This window comes from Yoonia sp. (genome assembly GCF_042093035.1).
Classification (GTDB): domain Bacteria; phylum Pseudomonadota; class Alphaproteobacteria; order Rhodobacterales; family Rhodobacteraceae; genus Yoonia.
Map to the genome: position 1 here is coordinate 1 of NZ_JBELFI010000022.1, position 20333 is coordinate 20333.

Below are 20333 nucleotides of genomic sequence, written 5' to 3' on the forward strand. Positions count from 1 at the left end.
CACATGGCATAAGGCAAACATCGAAGAAGTTTGAGCTTGTTGGTCAGTTTCTTCGGAAACGCAATTTCAAAGCGATCAGATTGGATGCCGGTCATGATTTGGTCAATCGCCTCATCCAGTTCGACAAGGATTGGAAGCGATCTGTCCTCACGATCCGTCATAGGTGTCCGAACAGAGGCAGGATTGACCACTTGCACTTTTACGCCGTGCGGTTTGACGCGTAGATACAGACTTTCAGCAAGGTTTATGACTGCTGCTTTGCTGGCCCCATAGCCAGTCGAGAAGGCAAAACCGCCATAGCCGGAGACCGAACCAACGAGCACGATATGTCCCTGTTTGCGTGAAATGAGATGTGGAAGGAGCGGTTCAAGGCAATTTGCGATACCCACTGTATTGACCGCGAAATGTTGCGCAAACTGAGTTGCGTCAAAGGGGTCGATCACGTCCGGCTTAAAAAATCCGGAATTCAAAACCGCGAGATCAATCGGGCCAAGCTCTGCAATTATGTCTTCCACCGCCTGCTTGGTGACACTCAGATCAGTAACATCGAGAGGCGCGCGGACTATACGGCCTGGGCTGCCTTGCGCTTCATCTGTGAGTGCCTCAAGCTCAGTCACACGACGCGCACTAGCAGCGACAGTCCAGCCTTCGGAGCAAAGACGCAAAGCCAAAGCTTTTCCAAACCCGGAACTCGCGCCAGTCACCCAGGCGATGCCTTTTTCTGCTCTTTTAGTTTTTGCCATTCTAGCCGCTTTCTCTTTTTGTTTTGGGAAAGGCTGTTCGACAACTTCAGCGGACCAGCACTCAGATCGATAAACATGGAGCCGCAACCAACAGTGGCAACCCAATACGTGAAAGTTTCTTGCGCGCGGCAACCGCAAAATCGCTTTTGGTGCTCTACGATGCTGTTGCGAAGGGTGCAATGCGGCCAGTGAAAGCCAGAAATAAAACGACCGCTTCGTTCCGCAAAACAAACATTTGGGTAGACGGAACTGAACGTGCGCTTTTGCGCAACACTGAGCCGAACTGTCGTCTGCAACTGCACTGCCAACGCTATGTTCAGGGGGGCATAGACGGGGACGCCACGAATCTGGCAAGATGCGGAAGCCGTAGTCGCAGCAGAAACTTTGTTGAGAGGATCACCCGATGCCCTGGAATTGGAGGAGAATACTTGGCTGGATTCTCTTGTGTCTTGGGTGCCTCTCGATGTTCATAGGTGTCTGGTCTATCGGCGGCTATATCTGGGGTGCTGTTTCAGTTCTTGATGAACCGGATCAATCATGGATGTTTTGGGGTCTAATCTTTGTATTGATTGGCATCGCCGGGATTGTTTTGGGAACCGCGATGGCGTTGGTGGGTTGGTCAATGGTGAAAAAGAAGTGAAGTCCGCATGTCACCTTTCGCAGCATAACTCGCGTAGGCGACCCCCGCTTACACAACGGCGCGATCATTCGTTTCGGGTGGCAGCTCGGTCCCGCGCTGCCGTCATTCGGTGGTCGAGCAGGAATCAGCACCTCAGCATTGAGGCCCTCTTCCCTTGGTTGAGTTGCTATTAGCGGTCACAAACGACCGTTTCTGACCGGCTCGGTTTCTCCAGAGCCGCCATTTGAGCAGCCGGAGCGAATTCACATTACGTCCTGCAATCCGGGCCAGCGACACGACGCTTGCCCAAATGGAGCAGGCCTCACCGATGCACTATTGTGCATCCGCGAGGCCTGATTTGATTTCGTGAGTTGCAGAGCCGTTTCAGACACTGGTGCAGATGTATTTCATCTCCAGATAGTCCTCGATCCCGTGGTGCGAGCCTTCGCGGCCCAAACCGGACTGTTTCACACCACCAAACGGGGCCACCTCGGTTGAGATGATGCCGGTGTTCACGCCTACAATCCCGTATTCCAAAGCTTCGGCGACTTTGGTCACGCGGCTGAGGTCTTTGGCGTAGAAATAGGACGCAAGGCCAAAGATCGTGTCATTGGCTTGCGCGATCACATCGTTCTCATCCTCGAACATGAAGAGCGGTGCGAAAGGGCCAAATGTTTCGTCGGTGCTGACCAACATCCCTTTCTTGGCATTGGTCACAATGGTCGGTTCAAAGAACTGCCCGCCAAACGCATGTGGTTTGCCGCCTGTCAGGATCTCTCCGCCCTTGGCAACGGCATCATCAAGGTGTTCTTGCACTTTTGTCACAGCGGCAGGCGCGATCAATGGGCCAAGTGTCGTGCCTTCGCTGAAGCCGTCGCCGACGTGCAGGTTTTCAACAGCGACTTTGAGCTTTGCCGCGAATGCATCATAGACACCTTTTTGGACGTAGATCCGGTTTGCGCACACGCAGGTCTGGCCATTGTTGCGAAATTTGCAGGCGATGGCACCGATCACGGCTTCATCCAGATCTGCATCGTCAAAGACAATGAACGGTGCGTTGCCGCCCAATTCCATTGAGCATTTCATCACCTGATCTGCCGCTTGCCGCAAAAGAATGCGTCCCACTTGGGTTGAGCCGGTAAAGGTCAGTTTACGTACAGCTTGGTTTTCGCAAAACTCTTTGCCAACCTCTGGCGCATTGGAGGACGTTACGACCGACAAAAGCCCGTCTGGAACACCTGCTTCTTGAGCCAGCTTCGCCATTGCCAGCGCTGAAAGCGGCGTCAGCTCGGACGGCTTGATGACAAATGCGCAGCCAGCGGCAAGTGCGGGGGCGACTTTGCGCGCAATCATCGCGTTGGGGAAGTTCCAGGGTGTGATCCCTGCGGCAACTCCAATGGGCTGTTTGATGACGGTAATACGTTTGTCAGACATATGTGCCGGGATCGTTTCACCGTAGATACGCTTGGCTTCTTCTGCGAACCATTCAATGAACGATGCGCCATAGCCGATTTCACCGCGGGACTCCGCCAGCGGTTTGCCTTGCTCGGCTGTCATGATAATCGCCAAGTCTTCTTGGTTGGCCATTGTCAGGTCAAACCATTTGCGCAACACGTTGGCACGCTCTTTGGCGGTGCGCGCCGCCCAAGGCTTTTGTGCCTTTTCCGCGGCTGCAATCGCGTCAGCGACTTCATCGCGCGACAAGTCAGGCACCTGTGCGATGACATCGCCGCGCGCGGGGTTTGTCACGTCGATCGTCGCGCCACTTCTGGCCTGCACCCAAGCGCCCGCGACAAAAGCATCTGTGCAGACCAGATCAGGACGTGACAGCATGGACTTCAGGTTCGTGATAGCATCTAGCATTGTGGCCTCCGGTTAACCCAGGCGCTATGTGCCCGATGTAGGGTGGTTTCGTAAAGGGGAACAAGAATGGATTTTGATGATGCCTTCGCAAATGCCGCGTATATTCCGGATGGAGGTCTCTATCCTGAACGCTGGATGCGTGCAGCTCAGGTGTTTCGTGACAACACAGAAACCGCGCTGGAGATCGCCTACGGAGATAAGGAACGTCAAAAGCTTGATCTGTTTTTGCCCGAAGGCAAACCGAAGGGATTGGTGGTTTTTGTACACGGCGGATACTGGCTTCGCTTTGACAAGAATTATTGGTCGCATTTTGCGGCAGGCCCGTTGGCGCAGGGTTGGGCCGTCGCGATGCCGGGCTATGATGTGTGCCCGGACGTGAGGATCACGCAGATCGGGCAGCAGATTGACAAGGCAATCGCGTTGGCTGCAACACATGTGGATGGTCCGATCCGACTGGCGGGGCATTCTGCCGGTGGGCAACTTGTTGCACGTGTGGCGGGCCTGCCCGATCCGACCGGATGGTCGTCGCGGCTGGAAAGGATTGTGCCGATTTCCCCTGTCGCCGATCTCGTGCCGCTCATGCATACAACGATGAACCGCGATCTTGGTATTACAGATGCCGAAGCATTGCGGGAAAGCCCAATCCATCACGAAGCGCCAGCTGTGCCCGTTTCAATTTGGGTCGGCGCGGATGAACGCCCGGTGTTTTTGGATCAAGCAGATAAGCTGTCGCAGGCATGGAAGTGCGCAAAAGTCGTTTTGGATGGGTGTCACCATTTCAACATTCTCGACGGGCTCAAGGATAGCGATTCGGCGTTGACGGCTGATCTGTGTCTTTGAGTGTGCGCCAACTTGCGAAATGAGCAGTCTATCGCGTGTTTCTGTGCCGTTTCGTTATGTTTTCATTGTCAACGATAGACAAGTCATGCGTAAATATCTTAGCACGCGTAAAGAAACTGGGGAGCATTTGCGCAATACGCAAACTGCGGTGGGAAACTTATGACGATTATCAAGAGCGCAGCGTTTGTTTTAGCTGCATTGACGCTCGCGGCGTGTGAACGCTTGGGCGACAACAATGACGTGACCGATGGTGGTCTTGACGGCGGATTTCTACGTGACGGGGTCGCAAATGTCTGGGTTGATCCCGATGGATGCCAGCATTGGTACGTCGACGACGGCGTTGAAGGGTTCATGACGCCGCGCCTGAATCGCGATGGCACGCCCAAATGTCAGGACACGCGCGGTCAGGTGATGCTCAAAGACGGCACCATGGTTGATGCCGAGCAAGAGCCGGAAATGCCTCAGGCGTAGGCCGAAAGCTTGATTTATTCAGATATGCGTCCTTGCCAGTGCGCCTTTTTGCAGTTGGCGCATCCGAACGAAAAATGAATCTTGTTTCATTGGTCAGGCCGCGCGCCTTTCCCGCTATCGCGAAAGCCCCCCGGGGTCATTTTTGATCTTTCATATCGGTTTGGCTGTCACTATATACTCTGCAAGTTCCCCGACAATGCGAACCCGGCTGCCAATGCAGTCTGCCCAACTTAAGGGCGCGGGAAAGGCTTGTCTGTTGCAAAAGATGGAGATGAAAGATGTCCGATAAACCGATTATGGCGAAAGCCACTGCTGTATGGCTCTGCGACAACACAACACTGACCTTCAAGCAGATTGCAGATTTCTGTGGTTTCCATGAATTGGAAGTGCAGGGGATCGCTGATGGTGATGTGGCCGCGGGCGTGAAGGGTTTCGATCCGATTGCTAACAATCAGCTTACTCAAGAAGAGATCGACAAGGCTGAGGCCGATCCGCTGCACAAGCTGAAGTTGAAATTCTATGCCGCTGCTGCTGGCGAAGAAAAGCGCCGCGGCCCGCGGTATACGCCACTGTCCAAACGTCAGGATCGCCCGGCGTCCATTTACTGGTTGGTGAAGTTCCACCCGGAGCTGACAGACGGCCAAATCTCCAAACTGGTTGGCACCACAAAGCCGACAATTCAGGCGATCCGCGACCGCACACACTGGAACATCAACAACATCGAGCCGATTGATCCGGTAGCCCTTGGTTTGTGCAAACAGTCAGAGCTTGATGCAGCAGTGCAAAAAGCCAACGCCAAGAAAGCCAAAGACGGCGAAGCGATGTCTGATGACGAACGCCGCAAACTGGTCAGCACGGAGCAGTCACTTGGAATGCCGGCTGAGCCCAAAATGCCAAGCGCAAGGGCTGGTCTTGAGGCGTTCAGCCTGTCTGATCCACGCGATGACGAGGAAGAAGAGGAAGACACCCGCGATGTGTCCGACGCGGAAAGCTTCTTCAATCTGCCTGATGATGATGAGGACAGCAAAGACTGATCTGGATTGATCTAGGAATTCAACGGGCGCTGCTTTGGTTAAGCGGCGCCCTTTTTATGTCCGGCGTGCTGCAATGAACCGTGTCGTGCGGGTTTTGCCGTGGTAGCCGCTTTCGATAATCTCAAACCCGGCCTTGCGCATCGCATCTTCCAGCGCGGCCGAACTGAAGATGTTCACATGCGGCGCTCTTCCAATCCATTGCATGACCTTTATCAGCGGCGGCAGCGCGAAACTCATGTCGCGCAGGCATGCTGTCTTCGTGATGAGCATCCCACCGGGACGAATAAGGCTGTGCAAATGTGCCAATCCTTCGTCGAGATCATCCAAGAGGTGTAGAATACTGAAGGCGCAAGCGACATCAAATGGTGCGCCGTCGATGGGCTTTGTGGCCTCTGTCTGGATAAAACGTAGGTTTTCGAGGTCGGTGTCTGCGCGCTTTTCCTCAGCAATCGCGAGCATTTCAGAAGAGATATCCGTCGCGGTCATTTGCTTGACGCAGGATGCGAGTTTGAGCGCGGTGCTGCCTGTGCCACAGCCGATCTCAAGCAGATGATCCTCAGGCATCAGAAAACTGCGGGTACGGGCCAGCGTTTCTTCGTACCCGCCCATGTCAGCGATCTTAGACGCCGCGTATTTGCGCGCGGTTCTGTCCCAAAATCCAGCGTCAGCCATCTTTTCAATCCTTTGAATTAGTCCCCACCGCAAACGGGGGACTTCAGATAAAAGCGCCTATAACGCCTTTCGCGCATTCAAAGCTGCCGTAATCGTCCCGTCATCGAGATAATCCAACTCACCACCAACAGGGACGCCCTGTGCCAGTGAGGTCACGGTAATTCCGGGCAATTGATCGGAGATATAGTGTGCCGTGGTTTGCCCGTCGATCGTCGCACCGAGGGCCAGAATGACCTCCGTTACTTCTTCGGTCTTGATACGGTCGATCAACTTTGGAATGCGCAACTCATCCGGCCCAACTGCATCAAGCGCTGAAAGTGTGCCGCCAAGGACATGATACCGGCCTTTGAAGACGCCGCTGCGCTCCATTGCCCAAAGGTCGGCAACGTCTTCGACCACGGCGATCTGACCGGTGCGGCGTTTTTCGGATTGGCAAATATCGCAGAGGTCGCTGGTGCAGACATTGCCGCAATTCAGGCATTCGCGGACCGTGGCACCCACTTGCTGCATCGCATCTGCCAATGGCAGCAACACGAGCGACCGCTTCTTGATAAGATGCAACACCGCACGCCGCGCAGAACGTGGCCCAAGACCGGGCAGTTTCGCCATCAAGGCGATCAGATTGTCGAGATCTTCGGTGCCGTTGCTCATTGCCAGCTTAAAACGGCAGGTTCATGCCCGGTGGCAGGCCCATCGCTTCGGTCATCTTACTCATTTCTTCCTGCGCGCGCTCAGTCGCTTTGCTCTGCGCGTCTTTGATCGCGGCAAGGATAAGGTCTTCGACGACTTCTTTGTCATCGCCGTTGAAGATCGATGGGTCGATATCGAGCCCCTTCAATTCGCCCTTCGCCGTCGCTGTGGCCTTAACGAGGCCCGCACCACTGACGCCCTCGACCATGATGGTATCGAGGTCTTCCTGCATTTGGGCCATCTTGCCCTGCATTTCTTGTGCCTGTTTCATCATCTTGGCCATATCGCCAAGCCCGCCAAGTCCTTTGAGCATGTCACGCATCTCCCTTCATTTACGGCGTCCCGGTAAGGGCGCTGTGTAGAGGACTACACCGATACACATTGCAGCAGCAACCGCAATGAAAAGGGCCGGGCTACCCGCGCAACCCTCAGCGATGGCCGCACTGCGCAAGCCGTCGCCGCTGCCCCATTGGGTGACGATAAAAGTGGCCAAACTCCAGCCGACAACGACTGCGACGCCGCCCCATTCGCTGCGAAACCGCACGGCGAGGGCGGTTGCGACGATCAGGATTAGGACCATCGGGGTCTGGGCCAGGAACAGCATTTCATCAAAGGCGGAGACGGTGCCGCCATCCCAGCCGGGGCGTAATTCGCGGCAAACCTCTGCCCATGCTGGCGCGGGTGAAAGCAGTGCAATTCCCAGGATCAGTCTTCGTCGAACGGGTCCCACTCCTCATCCACCTCAGGCAGTGCATCGGTCAGCGCCTCTTGCGTTTTTTCCGCTTCGGTGCGGATTTCCGTGATCTTCGCATTTGGAAACGCGGCGATGACAGCTTGAACCAACGGATGCGCCTCCGCTTCCGCCTTTATGGCATTGTCTGCCGCGTCGCGGACCTCCGCTATCGTTGGCGCGCCGCCTTCTGCGACACTGATTGCCCAGCGGTTGCCGGTCCAAGCCTGTAAGCGTGCACCCAGCCGCCCCACCAGATCACGCGCCGCATCAGGTGTCGGGTTTACCTCGATCCGGCCTGCTTGATAGCTGACCAATCGCAGTCCAGTTTCAACCTCGACCAGAAGCTTGACATCGCGGTGGGTGCGGATCAGCTCAACAACATCTTCAAAGCGTGCGTAATGCCGGAGCGCATCTGTTTGCAGCGCCACGGCGGTTTGCGCGCCGGCCGCCGATGGACCACTGGGGGCTGAATGCGTCGGCGCTGGGGATGAGGCCATTGCAGTCGTGCCGCGCGCTTGCGGCGCAGGTTGCCCGCCAGACGGACCCTGCGGCGGCGGTGTTGTGCCTTGCAGTTTGCGTACCAGTTCCTCTGGGCTTGGCAGGTCGGCCACATGGGTCAGGCGGATGACGGCCATTTCCGCGGCCATCATCGCATTGGGGGCCATTGCGACCTCTTCCAGCGCCTTCAGCAGCATTTGCCACATCCGCGACATCACCCGCATTGGCAGGTCAGCGGCCATTGTTTGACCGCGTGTCCGCTCATCGGGGCTTATGGTGGGGTCTTCGGCGGCTTCGGGTGTGATCTTGATAACGCTCACCCAATGGCAGACCTCCGCCAGATCACGCAGCACGGCCATCGGATCGGCGCCATCGGCATATTGGCCCGAAAGCTCTGTCAACGCGGCGGCCGCTTCGCCTTTCAGGATCATATCAAAGAGGTCAAGCACACGGCCACGGTCGGCCAATCCCAACATCGCGCGTACTTGATCGGCGTTGGTTTCGCCCGCACCGTGGCTAATCGCCTGATCGAGCAATGATTGCGCATCGCGGGCCGATCCTTCCGCGGCGCGGGTAATCAACGCAAGCGCCTCATCCGTAATCTCGGCCCCTTCGGCAGTCGCGATCTTGCGCAAAAGTGCTATCTGCACCTCAGGTTCGATCCGGCGAAGATCGAAACGCTGGCAGCGGGACAGAACGGTCACCGGGACCTGTCGGATTTCGGTCGTGGCAAAGATGAATTTCACATGCTCGGGCGGTTCCTCCAGCGTCTTGAGCAGCGCATTGAACGCGTTCTTGGATAGCATATGCACTTCGTCGATGATGTAGATCTTGAAACGGGCAGAGGCCGCGCGGTAATGCACACTGTCAATGATTTCGCGGATATCACCGACGCCGGTGCGGCTGGCGGCGTCCATTTCCATCACATCGACGTGGCGGCCTTCCATGATCGCGACACAGTGTTCGCATTTCCCGCAAGGTTCGGTCGTGGGGCCGCCTGTGCCGTCGGGTCCGATGCAATTCATCCCCTTGGCGATGATCCGCGCCGTTGTTGTTTTGCCGGTGCCGCGAATGCCCGTCATAATGAAGGCTTGGGCGATGCGGTCCGCTGCGAAAGCGTTCTTGAGCGTGCGCACCATCGCATCCTGACCGACCATATCTGCGAATGTTTCGGGTCGGTATTTCCGGGCGAGCACTTGGTATTGCGGCTGATCGGTCATGGTGGCCTTTGGCATGGGATTCGGGGCAGTGTTAGCGTAAGCGGGCGATGTGGATTGGTCCACCTCATTGCAGGCAGAAACGAAATGATCGGATTTGCAATATATCGGCTGAAAGTTCATGGCGGTACGCTGGGTCTGTCGCCGATGCCGGGGCGCACCAGACATTACCATGCTGACTGGCACCACTTGATGGCATGGAAGCCCGACATGGTTTTGACTATGACCACACAGGCAGAGCTGGACCGCAAAGGGGCCGGGACCCTGGGGGCGGATTTGGTCAGGGCTGGTGTCCAATGGCGGTATCTGCCGATTGCGGATTTCGGTGTGCCCTCGGATATGGACTGGCCGCAGTCGCGGGACGCGGCTCTTGCCATTCTGAGCCGTGGTGGCCGCGTTTTGGTGCATTGCTTTGGCGGCTGTGGCCGCTCAGGTATGATGGCGTTGCGCTTGATGATTGCAGCTGGCGAAGATGCAGATGGCGCGCTTGCGCGTTTGCGCCAGATACGGCCATGTGCGGTTGAGACAGATGCACAGATGGCTTGGGCGCTGTTGGGATAGGCTGGATCATGATCCGCCAAGCAAGACCCTAGGTTCGGTCCTTCTTTTGCACCGCTGAACGATACATCTTCCCAAGCTTTCGCCCCCGATCCCGCGCTTGCGCAATGGTTTCGGTTGCATGTTCGTTCTCGCGCTTGAGTTTCTTGAACCGTTTGAGCCTTTCGGGGTCAATTTCACCCGCCGCGATACCCGCCTGAACAGCACATCCCGGCTCTGTTTCGTGCGCGCAATCGCGAAATTTGCATCGCATGGCCTGTTCAGAGATTTCGGGGAACGTCGCATCAATCCCGTAGGCGACTTCGGCCACGCCCAGCCCGCGCATTCCGGGCGTATCAATCAGCCAACCACCCCCACGCATCCGGTGCAGCGACCGTCCTGTTGTTGTGTGCCGTCCGCGTGCATCGTCCTCGCGGATGTCTTGGGTGAGTGCATCACCACCGGTCAGCGCATTCGCAACTGTCGTCTTGCCAACACCGGAGGAGCCTGCAAGCGCGATCGTTTGCCCTTTCCCGCACCACGGAGCCAGCAATGACACCATATCATCCGATTTTGCATCGCAGGCGATGACCTCCAAATCCCGCCCCAAGCTGCGGGCCTGGTCAATATAGACGTCAGGATCGTCGGTCTGGTCGGCCTTAGTCAACAAGATCACCGGTGTAATCATCGCATCATGAGACAGCGCCAAATAACGCTCCAGACGGGCGACGTTGAAGTCGTTGTTGCATGAGGATGTGATGAAAAGCGTGTCCAGATTGGCCGCGATCAACTGCTTTTCGCCGGTATGATACTCGGTTCCGCGTGTGAGTTCTGTTTTGCGATCAATGACGCGGACAAGGCGATGCTGTTCAGGGGCGCACAGCACCCAGTCGCCAACCGCGACAGCCGCCGTTGTGATGCCAGGATCAAGCGTCAGCTCCAGCGTGCCGATTTCGGAAAACCCCACAACGCGGTCGCGGTGGACCGTTGCAATGCGGGCAGGGGTAAGGGTTTCAAGCTCAATCAGATCAAGCTGGGACATGTAAAAGGGGGACCACCCGAGGGCGTCGCGTGTCAGATCGTTCAATGATCTATCCTCGTCAAAGAGATGGGTTTCGCGGACCACATAGGTTGGTCCGCGGGCACCGGACGAGGGGGCGGAAATAACTTCAGCGCACCCAGACCGGGAGAGTATTTGTCGAGACAATCATGAACATCCTCCTTTTCTTGAATGGCGAGGCATGCGCTTGCCTGCGGCAAAGCGCATGGGTGAGAGGCTGACAACGACCCAAGCGGGGCTCGTTATGGCTGCTTCCTTCCGGACCTGACCAGGTTGGCGAGGCGCTCGCCCGCGCCAACCTCTCACCGTTCATATAGGGCAGGCGGAAACGCACTGCAAGGCATCTCGGCGGGGCGGGCGCCTGCAAATCAGGTCATAATTTATCTGATGTCGTATGCGTTTGATGCCCGACTTGAAAGAAATTGCACTCAGGCCATCCGCATGGCATTTGGGCCGGATGAAGATCGCAGAGACAGTCACTTTTGGCAGCTCCGGGCTGAACCGTGCGGCAGAGTTGCGCGGGCAAGCCTGCGCGCTCAAGGCGAACTCACAGGCGCGCAGCATAGTGCTGTGGCGCGGCAAGCCGTTGATTGCAGGCGATGCGCTTTGCCGCGTGCCTTTGGATCATCCTGTGATGATGGAAGCTGCCGCTGACATGGTGTTTCTGGGTTGTGAAGACGATGCACCGATCTTTGCGGCGGATCTGTCTGGCTGGCTGCCGCCCGATGTCGATCCAGAGAACCTCGACAGTTTTCAAGATCTGACTGAGCAACAACACGCCACGCTGCCCGACGCCGCATTTGCAGAGTTGCGTGCGATCATGACACGCTTGTCCCCGCGTGATGCAGAGCTTGCGGCAACGGCCAAAGCAGTCATCGCCTGGCATTTGTCACACCGGTACTGCGCGCGCTGCGGCGCTGAAAGCCAATTTGCGATGGCGGGGTGGCAACGCGATTGCGGGTCTTGTGATGCCCGCCATTTTCCGCGCACTGATCCCGTCGTTATCATGCTCATCACCCATGGCAACGCTGTCCTTGTGGGCCGCTCGCACGGTTGGCCAGAAGGCATGTATTCGCTGCTGGCGGGCTTTGTCGAACCCGGTGAGACGATCGAAGCTGCCGTGCGCCGCGAGGTTTTTGAGGAAGCTGGCGTGCGGGTAGGGCAGGTAACGTATCTTTCGAGCCAGCCGTGGCCGTTTCCCGCGTCACTGATGCTTGGCTGTGCGGGAGAGGCGCTGAACAAGATGTTGACAATCGATACTGATGAAATCGAAGACGCGATGTGGGTCAGTCGTGAAGACATTGCGCTGGCCTTTTCTGGCAATCACCCCACAATCTTGCCAGCACGCAAAGGCGCCATTGCCCATTTTTTGTTGCAGGCGTGGTTGTCTGACAATCTCGATTAACGATCTTGCCGAAGGTTTCCAATGAAGTTCAGCACACGCGAAGATATCGAAGTTCCAATCGCCTATGCGTTCGGCCAAGTCAGCGACTTCGCAAGTTTTGAGCGGCGGGCCATGCGTCAAGGGGCCGATATCGTCCGGCGGGATACGGGGCCTGTTTGTGCCGGGACAGCTTGGGACATTGCGTTCAAATTTCGCGGCCGAAGCAGGCGCGTTGTAGCTGATCTGACCCGTTTCACGCCACCCGAAGGCATGTTGATCGAGAGCAATTCAGACGGATTACTGGCCGTGACCACGATCGATCTGGTGGCCTTGTCGCAGACGCGCACGCGGATTCTTGTGAGCTTCGACATGCGCGCCAAGTCACTCACCGCGCGCTTGCTCTTGCAGTCCTTGCGATTGGCAAAAGTCAGGTTGACCAAACGCTTCAACGCCCGCGTGAAAGACTACGCCGAAGAAATCGAAGACCGCTTCCGCCGCAACGGCTGACTACGCGTCGCTGCCCTGTTCGTAGCGCCGGGCCGCCGCGGGATAGACGCCCATCACATGCAGATGGTCGGTAAAATAGCCAAGTTCTTCGAGCGCCAGTTGCACATTTTTATCGTCCGGATGCCCTTCGATCTCTGAATAGAATTGTGTCGCCGTGAAATGTCCGTCGACCATATAGCTTTCCAGCTTGGTCATGTTCACACCATTTGTGGCGAAACCACCCATGGCTTTGTAAAGCGCAGCCGGGATGTTGCGCACCCGGAATACAAAACTGGTCATCATGCCGGTATCGCCGCGCCGCGAATAATCGGCCTCACGGGCCATAATGAGAAAGCGCGTCGTGTTGCGTGCATGATCTTCGATATGCCGCGCGAGAACCTTCAGACCATAGATGTCTGCCGCCAACTCTGAAGCGAGTGCAGCGATGCTGATATCATCGCCGCCAGCCACTTCGCGCGCGGCGCGTGCATTGTCGGAACTCGTGCGCGGCGTGATGTTGTGTTTCCGCAGAAATTCCCCGCATTGCGGCAGGATCACCGGATGGCCATGGGCCTCATTGATGTCATCGAGTGCCGCCTCAGGCTTGCCGAGCAGATTGACATGCACGCGCACAAAAGTCTCATCCACGATATGCAGGCCGCTTTTGGGCAGCAGAGAATGCACATCGGCAACCCGCCCATAGGTGGAATTCTCCACAGCGATCATGCCCAGATCAGCGGCACGGCTGCGGACGGCCTCAATGGCGGCGTCAAAAGTCGTGCATGGCAATGGGTCAAAATCGGGTCGCGCAGTCACACATGCTTCGTGTCCATAGGCGCCTAATTCACCTTGAAATGCGATTTTCTGAGACAATATGGCGATCTCCCTGCGTCTGGCCACGAAAATGGGCGTTCGGTCGGGGCAGTATACCTTGCAAGTCGGGGTGGGAAGCGGATACATAAAGTCAACAAATAGTACGGGATGAAACGCGACATGTTCGACACAATGACTGTGACCAAGATAATCGGTGGTTTTTGCAGCACCTTGCTCATCTTTTTGCTCGGGGCTTGGCTGGCAGACGAAATATATTACGTCAGCGGTCACTATGGCGAGCAGGCCTATGTCATTGAGGTTGAGAATGCAGATGGCGATGCCGCAGAAGAAGTCGTGGAAGTCGACTTTGCGGTATTGATGGCCTCTGCCAGTGTTTCTGACGGTGAAGGCCTGTGGCGTAGCTGCCGGTCTTGTCATGCGCTCGAATCGGGTCAGCAAGGGACAGGCCCTTCACTCTATGGTATCGTAAATCGCCCCGTGCAGTTCTATGATGAATTCAACTATTCTGGTGCGTTGATCGAGGCTGCCGATGTTTGGACACCTGAAAACCTGAATGCATTCCTGGAAAACCCACGCGGTTACGCCCCCGGCACAGCGATGAGCTATAGCGGTATGCGTGACGCACAGGACCGCGCGAACCTGATCGCGTATCTGGCGACGGTCGGCGAGTAAGCCCGCGGCTGTGACTGAATTTGAAAGCCGCTCCCACGGGGGGCGGCTTTTTTCTTTCATGTTGGGGGTTCACACGGTCAGATCACGGAAACTCAACTTGAAAGTTTGCCAAACAGGACTTTAACTTCATTTATCGTCCCAGAGACGGTGAAACGTGGAGAGAACGATGCACAAACGCCCCAACCGCAGCGCAATCGCGACCCGACAAGACCCGCGTCAATCGTGGCGCATGAACTGGCTGGCCGGTTCGGTCATCGGCATTGCCGTCCTCTGGGCCGGGGCGGAGACTTTTGCAGATGGCCATGATCCCGTGACCGTCAGCCATGGCTACACCAACTTTGGTGATCTGAAATACGGACCTGACGCAGTGCTGGACTATGTGAACCCGGACGCGCCAAAGGGGGGTGAATTTTCAGAATGGGCGCAGGGGACATTTGACAGTTTTAACCTCTCTACACGGAAGGGCGTGCCTGCGGCGCTTTCAACGATTGGATATGAAAGTGTCCTGACCTCGACAGCCGATGACCCTTACGGCGCGTATTGCTACCTTTGCGAAACGCTTGAATATCCTGAAAGCCGCGACTGGGTGGTCTTCAACCTGCGCGATGATGTGACCTTTTGGGACGGCACGACGATGACCGCCGAGGACATCAAATTCACTTTTGAGCTTTACCTTGAGCAGGGCATCACGGAATACCGCAGCGTCTATTCGCAGTTTATCGAAAGCGTCGAGGTGCTTGATGAATTCAAAATCCGCTTCAATTTCACCGAAAGCGCGCCGCGCCGCGATGTTGTGACTTGGGTCGGCGGAACCTCCGCGTTCTCGAAGGATTGGTTTGAGACAACCGAAACCCGCCTTGATGAAGCATCCGATGAACCGTTCATGGCAACCGGACCCTACCGTCTGGATGAGGTCGATATCGGCCGCCAAATCATATACCGCATGGACCCAGATTGGTGGGGCACGGATCTTCCGATCAATCAGGGGCGCAACAATTTTGAGACCGTCCGCGTTGAATATTTCGCCGACAGCAGCGCTGCCTTCGAGGGTTTCAAATCCGGCGTCTACACATTCCGCAATGAAAACAGTTCTTTGCAGTGGGCCACGGGATATGATTTCCCGGCGCGTGAACAAGGCTGGGTCAAGGTCGAAGAGCTGCCCAATGGGGCCATTGGCACAGGGCAGGGCTTCGTGTTCAACCTCAACCAGGAGAAATTCCAGGATCCGATGGTCCGGCAAGCCATTACGCTAATGGTGAATTTCGAGTGGATGAACGAGACGCTGTTTTACGGTCTTTACGAGCGGCCTGAATCTTTTTGGGACAACTCTGACCTGAAAGCCGTTGGCGCACCTTCCGCAGAGGAAATCGCAATTCTGCAACCACTCGTCGATGACGGATTGCTTGATGCCAGCATTCTAACGGCGGAAGCGACGATACCGCCCGCCTCCACCACGTCAGAGCGACCGTTGGACCGCCGCCAGCTTCGCGCGGCTTCTGCGCTTCTTGATGAGGCAGGCTGGATTGCAGGTGACGACGGTTTGCGTCGCAAGGACGGTGAAGTGCTGTCGGTGACTTTTCTTGAGCGGTCCCCCCAGTTTGACCGGATCATCAACCCCATTGTTGAGAACCTCAAACGCCTTGGCGTCGATGCTGAATTGGAGCGTGTTGATACCGCACAGTATATTGAACGCCGCCGCGCGGGAACGTTTGACATCGTCAATGCCTCGCTGGGTCAGGGGTATGAGCCGGGCCAGCAATTGGCGCAGTTCTTTGGATCTGCCGCCGCTGAGGATAGTTCGCGCAATCCGATGCGGCTGAAACTGCCCGCGGCTGACCGTTTGATTGAAACGATTGTTGCAGCGCAATCGCTTGAAAAACTGACAACTGCTACCCGTGCGCTGGACCGCGTTTTACGGGCGGAGCGTTTCTGGATCCCGCAATGGCAAAAGGGTGTCCACACGGTTGCCTATTATGACCAATTCGGTTTTCAGGAAATTCCGCCACTTGCGCTGTCGCCCATCGACAACTGGTGGTATGACGCTGAAAAAGCCGAGGCGCTTCGCGCCGCCGGTGCATTCCAGTAGGGCAGACTAAGTGGGCGCATATATCCTTCGGCGATTGTTGCTGGTGATTCCTACCTTGCTGGGGATCATGATTATCAACTTTGCACTCACCCAATTCGTCCCCGGCGGCCCGATTGAGCAGATCCTCGCCGAGATGGAAGGCGGCGGGGATGTCTTTGAGGGCATCTCTGGCGGCGGCAGTGAATTGGTCGAAACCGGAGAGAGCGACTATATCGGCGGGCGTGGCCTGCCTGCCGATTTCATTGCCGATCTGGAGCGTGAATTTGGTTTCGACAAGCCGCCCCTGGAACGCTTCCTGACGATGATGTGGAATTACATGCGGCTCGATTTCGGCGAAAGCTATTTCCGCTCAATCAGCGTGTTTGATCTGGTCATGGAAAAGATGCCTGTGTCGATCACGCTGGGTCTTTGGTCGACCTTGATTGCCTATCTAATTTCCATTCCGCTGGGGATCAAGAAGGCTGTGCGCGACGGAAGCCCGTTTGATACATGGACGTCGGGGGCGATCATTGTCGGCTACGCCATTCCGGGCTTTTTGTTTGCGATCTTGTTGATCGTCCTGTTCGCCGGGGGCTCTTACTGGCGCATTTTTCCGCTCCGGGGTCTGACCTCAGCAAATTGGGAAGAACTGAGCATGATCGGCAAGGTTCTCGATTATTTCTGGCATATAACGCTGCCGGTACTGGCCTCCACGATCTCCGCATTTGCGACGCTGACATTGCTGACCAAGAACAGCTTCCTTGACGAGATCAAGAAGCAATACGTGATGACAGCAAGGGCCAAGGGTCTATCTGAGCGTCGTGTGCTTTACGGCCACGTCTTCCGAAATGGGATGTTGATCGTGATCTCCGGCTTTCCGGCGCTGTTTATCGGGGTGTTCTTTGGAGGTTCACTGATTATCGAAACGCTCTTCTCTCTTGATGGGTTGGGGCGGCTTGGGTTTGAGGCTGCCGTCGCGCGTGATTATCCAGTCGTCTTTGGCACGCTCTTTGCCTTTTCTCTTATTGGTCTGATCGTGGGGATTATCACCGATCTGACCTATGTATTGATCGACCCGCGCATTGATTTTGAGGCGCGAGGCTGATGGCAAAACCGTTTCTATCCCCCCTCAACCAAAGACGCGTGCGCAATTTCAAGCGCAACCGCCGCGCCTTTTGGTCCTTGATGGTCTTCGGGGTGCTGTTCGGTCTGTCATTGCTCGCGGAATTCATCGCAAACGACAAGCCGATCTTGGTCAGCTATCAGGGCGAGATCCGGATGCCGATCTTCAGCTTCTACTCGGAACAGGACTACGGCGGTGATTTCCCCACGGAGGCCGGTTATGGCGAACCGGAGGTCGATTGCCTGATCGTCACGGGTGGTCTGATCGAATGCTTTGACGAGCCCGAAAACCTGATCGAAATCGTTGCCGACGGCGGTGATCCCGGAATTGCCGGGTTTGCAGCTGGTTGGATGCTGTGGCCGGTCATTCCATATTCATATAACACAATCGTCGATGTCGGTGGCGTGGCACCCTCTGCGCCGAGCGCTGACAACTGGCTGGGCACTGATGATACCAAGCGCGATGTCCTCGCGCGCGTCATCTATGGCTTCCGATTATCGGTTACTTTTGCGCTGACGGTGACAGTCGCCGCCTCAATCATCGGGATAATGGCAGGCGCTGTGCAGGGTTACTTTGGCGGCTGGACGGACCTGATTTTCCAGCGTTTCATCGAGATCTGGACGGGTATGCCGTCGCTCTATGTCATTATCATTGTCTTTGCGATCCTGGGGCGCAGTTACTGGCTGCTTGTCTTCCTCACAGTGCTGTTCGGCTGGCCAGCGCTGGTGGGTGTGGTCAGGGCTGAATTCCTGCGGGCCCGCAATCTGGAATATGTGCGCGCAGCCAAAGCACTTGGTGTGCGGGACCGGACGATCATGTTCCGTCATATGCTGCCAAACGCGATGGTGGCAACGGTGACAATGCTACCGTTCTTGGTGACGGGTGCAATCGGCGGCTTGGCCTCGCTGGATTTCTTGGGCTTTGGTCTGCCGTCCTCTGCCCCGTCCTTGGGCGAAATGACGCTGCAAGCGAAACAGAACTTGCAAGCGCCTTGGCTGGGTTTCACCGCCTTCTTTACGTTTGCGATCATGTTGTCGCTCTTGGTTTTCATTTTTGAAGGTGTCCGTGATGCCTTTGATCCGCGCAAAACATTCGTTGCCGAAGGCGGTACTACGGTTGCTGAAGATATGTTTGCCGAAACTGCCCCTGCACCGGACGCCAAGCAATGAGCGAGACAGTCCTTGATGTTCGCGACCTGCGCGTCGCTTTTCGCCAAGACGGTGCGGCAACCCATGCGGTGCGCGGCGTGTCGTTTCAAGTCCACAAAGGTGAGACAGTCGCGCTGGTGGGGGAAAGCGGGTCCGGCAAGTCTGTGACGGCCCTGTCGACAGTCCAATTGCTGGGCGACAGCGCGGTGATGGCCGGCTCCATCACCTACGCGGGCGAAGAGATGGTTGGCGCTGATGAAGCAGCCTTGCGCCGTGTGCGTGGCAACGACATCAGCTTCATTTTCCAGGAGCCGATGACGTCACTGAACCCGTTGCACACGATTGAAAAGCAACTGGCCGAAAGCATTGAATTGCATCAGGGCCTGCGCGGTGCTGCGGCCAGTGCACGTGTGCTGGAACTGCTGGAGCGTGTCGGAATTCGCGATGCGGAAAGCCGCCTGACGTCCTATCCGCACCAGCTTTCGGGTGGGCAACGCCAGCGTGTGATGATTGCAATGGCCTTGGCGAATGGACCTGAGCTTTTGATCGCGGATGAGCCGACCACGGCGCTCGATGTGACAATTCAGGCGCAGATTTTGGACCTGCTCGCTGATCTCAAACGCGATGCGGGGATGTCGATGCTTTTCATCACGCATGACCTGACGATTGTGCGCAAGATCGCGGACCACGTTTGCGTGATGAAAGACGGCGAGATTGTCGAGACCGGGCCAACCGCTGCATTATTTGCCAATCCCCAGCACCCATATACGCAAATGCTGCTCGCCGCGGAATCGACCGGAGGGCCAGCGCCTGTACCGGAGGGGTCGCCTGTTGTTTTGGAAACGAACAGCGCGAAAATCTGGTTTCCCATCCAGCGCGGATTGCTCAAGCGCACCGTGGGACATGTCAAAGCAGTCAATGAGGCGACGCTCACGATCCATGCAGGCGAAACGCTTGGGGTTGTCGGTGAAAGTGGTTCTGGCAAGACGACGCTGGCTTTGGCGGTGATGCGCTTGATTGGCTCACAGGGGCGGATCGCGTTTCAGGGAGGCGACATTCACACGCTCAACCAACGCCAGATGCGGCCTTTGCGCAGCGATATGCAAATCGTGTTCCAGGACCCCTACGGTTCTTTGAGCCCGCGCATGACAGTGGCTGAAATCATCTCTGAAGGTCTGGGCGTGCATGGTGTCGACCCGGGCCGCGACCGGCGCGATATGGTGAGTGAGATTATGGGCGAGGTGGGCCTCGATCCTGCGTTGATGGACCGTTACCCGCATGAATTCTCAGGCGGTCAGCGCCAGCGGATCGCAATTGCGCGCGCGATGATCCTGCGGCCTAAATTGCTGATCCTTGATGAGCCGACATCGGCGCTGGATATGACCGTGCAGGTGCAGATCGTGAAGTTGCTGCGTGACTTGCAGCAGAAATACGGGCTGGCCTATCTGTTTATCAGTCATGACCTGAAAGTCGTGCGTGCGCTGTCGCATAAGGTCATGGTCATGAAGCAGGGCGATGTGGTCGAAGCCGGAGCTGCGGACGCGATCTTTGATGCCCCAAGATCGGCCTATACGCGCGCGCTGATGGCTGCGGCATTTGAAGGCAAAGTGGCCTGACCCTAAGGCTTCTCGCTTGCCGGGCCGG

At 56.5% G+C, this 20333-nt stretch carries 21 protein-coding genes and 1 other RNA gene; 12 read left to right on the top strand and 10 right to left on the bottom strand.

Features of this window, described 5'->3' with window-relative positions:
* On the bottom strand, positions 1-830 hold an 830-nt coding region (locus tag ACFDSS_RS05065; protein ID WP_375254679.1), incomplete at its 3' end, for an SDR family NAD(P)-dependent oxidoreductase.
* A gap of 376 nt (positions 831-1206) precedes the next feature.
* Here ACFDSS_RS05065 and ACFDSS_RS05070 point away from each other — a divergent pair.
* A complete protein-coding gene (locus ACFDSS_RS05070; RefSeq protein ID WP_375254680.1) occupies positions 1207-1383 on the top strand; it encodes a hypothetical protein in 177 nt (58 codons plus the stop codon).
* A gap of 363 nt (positions 1384-1746) precedes the next feature.
* On the opposite strand, the gene ACFDSS_RS05075 is transcribed toward ACFDSS_RS05070, so the two are convergent.
* Entirely contained in the window at positions 1747-3225 is a 1479-nt protein-coding gene (locus tag ACFDSS_RS05075) for an NAD-dependent succinate-semialdehyde dehydrogenase (RefSeq protein ID WP_375254681.1), read from the bottom strand.
* A gap of 66 nt (positions 3226-3291) precedes the next feature.
* On the opposite strand from ACFDSS_RS05075, the gene ACFDSS_RS05080 reads away from it, so the two are divergent.
* The 3 genes from ACFDSS_RS05080 (at position 3292) to ACFDSS_RS05090 (ending at position 5570) form a co-directional block, all read left to right on the top strand.
* On the top strand, positions 3292-4065 hold the full coding sequence (locus ACFDSS_RS05080) for an alpha/beta hydrolase (RefSeq protein WP_375254682.1): 774 nt from the start codon (positions 3292-3294) through the stop codon (positions 4063-4065).
* A gap of 159 nt (positions 4066-4224) precedes the next feature.
* On the top strand, positions 4225-4536 hold the full coding sequence (locus ACFDSS_RS05085; protein ID WP_375254683.1) for a hypothetical protein: 312 nt from the start codon (positions 4225-4227) through the stop codon (positions 4534-4536).
* Positions 4537-4814: 278 nt separating this feature from the next.
* Positions 4815-5570, top strand: a complete 756-nt coding sequence (locus ACFDSS_RS05090) for a DUF1013 domain-containing protein (RefSeq protein ID WP_375254684.1) — start codon at positions 4815-4817, stop codon at positions 5568-5570.
* Between the two features lie 54 nt (positions 5571-5624).
* Here the strand turns inward: ACFDSS_RS05090 and ACFDSS_RS05095 are convergent, their stop codons facing one another.
* From ACFDSS_RS05095 to ACFDSS_RS05115, 5 genes are read right to left on the bottom strand one after another with little or no spacing between them, the layout of a single operon-like run.
* Complete coding sequence (locus ACFDSS_RS05095; RefSeq protein ID WP_375254685.1) at positions 5625-6242, bottom strand: class I SAM-dependent methyltransferase; 618 nt, start codon at positions 6240-6242, stop codon at positions 5625-5627.
* A gap of 57 nt (positions 6243-6299) precedes the next feature.
* Positions 6300-6893, bottom strand: a complete 594-nt coding sequence (recR, locus tag ACFDSS_RS05100; protein ID WP_375254686.1) for a recombination mediator RecR — start codon at positions 6891-6893, stop codon at positions 6300-6302.
* 7 nt (positions 6894-6900) lie between these two features.
* On the bottom strand, positions 6901-7245 hold the full coding sequence (locus ACFDSS_RS05105; RefSeq protein WP_375254706.1) for a YbaB/EbfC family nucleoid-associated protein: 345 nt from the start codon (positions 7243-7245) through the stop codon (positions 6901-6903).
* 15 nt (positions 7246-7260) lie between these two features.
* Entirely contained in the window at positions 7261-7662 is a 402-nt protein-coding gene (locus tag ACFDSS_RS05110) for a hypothetical protein (RefSeq protein ID WP_375254687.1), read from the bottom strand.
* Positions 7638-9503 (bottom strand): DNA polymerase III subunit gamma/tau, encoded by a 1866-nt coding sequence (locus ACFDSS_RS05115; RefSeq protein WP_375254688.1) that lies wholly within the window; start codon positions 9501-9503, stop codon positions 7638-7640. Before ACFDSS_RS05115 ends, ACFDSS_RS05110 begins: the two co-directional genes overlap by 25 nt.
* Here ACFDSS_RS05115 and ACFDSS_RS05120 point away from each other — a divergent pair.
* Positions 9468-9941, top strand: a complete 474-nt coding sequence (locus ACFDSS_RS05120) for a protein phosphatase (protein WP_375254689.1) — start codon at positions 9468-9470, stop codon at positions 9939-9941. The genes ACFDSS_RS05115 and ACFDSS_RS05120 overlap by 36 nt on opposite strands.
* Before the next feature lie 28 nt (positions 9942-9969).
* Here ACFDSS_RS05120 and rsgA read toward each other — a convergent pair whose 3' ends face one another.
* Both rsgA and ffs read right to left on the bottom strand, forming a co-directional pair.
* Entirely contained in the window at positions 9970-11004 is a 1035-nt protein-coding gene (gene rsgA / locus ACFDSS_RS05125; protein WP_375254690.1) for a ribosome small subunit-dependent GTPase A, read from the bottom strand.
* 180 nt (positions 11005-11184) lie between these two features.
* An RNA gene (ffs, locus tag ACFDSS_RS05130) (signal recognition particle sRNA small type) lies at positions 11185-11282 on the bottom strand.
* A gap of 152 nt (positions 11283-11434) precedes the next feature.
* Here ffs and nudC point away from each other — a divergent pair.
* Both nudC and ACFDSS_RS05140 read left to right on the top strand, forming a co-directional pair.
* Complete coding sequence (nudC, locus tag ACFDSS_RS05135) at positions 11435-12382, top strand: NAD(+) diphosphatase (protein ID WP_375254707.1); 948 nt, start codon at positions 11435-11437, stop codon at positions 12380-12382.
* Between the two features lie 21 nt (positions 12383-12403).
* A complete protein-coding gene (locus tag ACFDSS_RS05140; RefSeq protein WP_375254691.1) occupies positions 12404-12868 on the top strand; it encodes an SRPBCC family protein in 465 nt (154 codons plus the stop codon).
* Here ACFDSS_RS05140 and ACFDSS_RS05145 read toward each other — a convergent pair whose 3' ends face one another.
* Positions 12869-13720: a prephenate dehydratase gene (locus ACFDSS_RS05145; protein WP_375254692.1), complete on the bottom strand. Its 852-nt coding sequence runs from the start codon at positions 13718-13720 to the stop codon at positions 12869-12871. It abuts the gene before it with no gap.
* Positions 13721-13840: 120 nt separating this feature from the next.
* On the opposite strand from ACFDSS_RS05145, the gene ACFDSS_RS05150 reads away from it, so the two are divergent.
* From ACFDSS_RS05150 to ACFDSS_RS05170, 5 genes are all read left to right on the top strand, one after another.
* The gene (locus tag ACFDSS_RS05150) at positions 13841-14353 is read left to right on the top strand and encodes a c-type cytochrome (RefSeq protein ID WP_375254693.1); all 513 of its coding nucleotides are present in this window, start codon (positions 13841-13843) and stop codon (positions 14351-14353) included.
* Positions 14354-14519: 166 nt separating this feature from the next.
* On the top strand, positions 14520-16439 hold the full coding sequence (locus tag ACFDSS_RS05155; RefSeq protein ID WP_375254694.1) for an extracellular solute-binding protein: 1920 nt from the start codon (positions 14520-14522) through the stop codon (positions 16437-16439).
* Between the two features lie 10 nt (positions 16440-16449).
* The gene (locus ACFDSS_RS05160) at positions 16450-17523 is read left to right on the top strand and encodes a microcin C ABC transporter permease YejB (protein WP_375254695.1); all 1074 of its coding nucleotides are present in this window, start codon (positions 16450-16452) and stop codon (positions 17521-17523) included.
* A complete protein-coding gene (locus tag ACFDSS_RS05165) occupies positions 17523-18710 on the top strand; it encodes an ABC transporter permease (protein WP_375254696.1) in 1188 nt (395 codons plus the stop codon). The genes ACFDSS_RS05160 and ACFDSS_RS05165 overlap by 1 nt, the downstream gene beginning before the upstream one ends.
* The gene (locus ACFDSS_RS05170; RefSeq protein WP_375254697.1) at positions 18707-20305 is read left to right on the top strand and encodes an ABC transporter ATP-binding protein; all 1599 of its coding nucleotides are present in this window, start codon (positions 18707-18709) and stop codon (positions 20303-20305) included. Before ACFDSS_RS05165 ends, ACFDSS_RS05170 begins: the two co-directional genes overlap by 4 nt.
* Positions 20306-20333 lie beyond the last annotated feature (28 nt).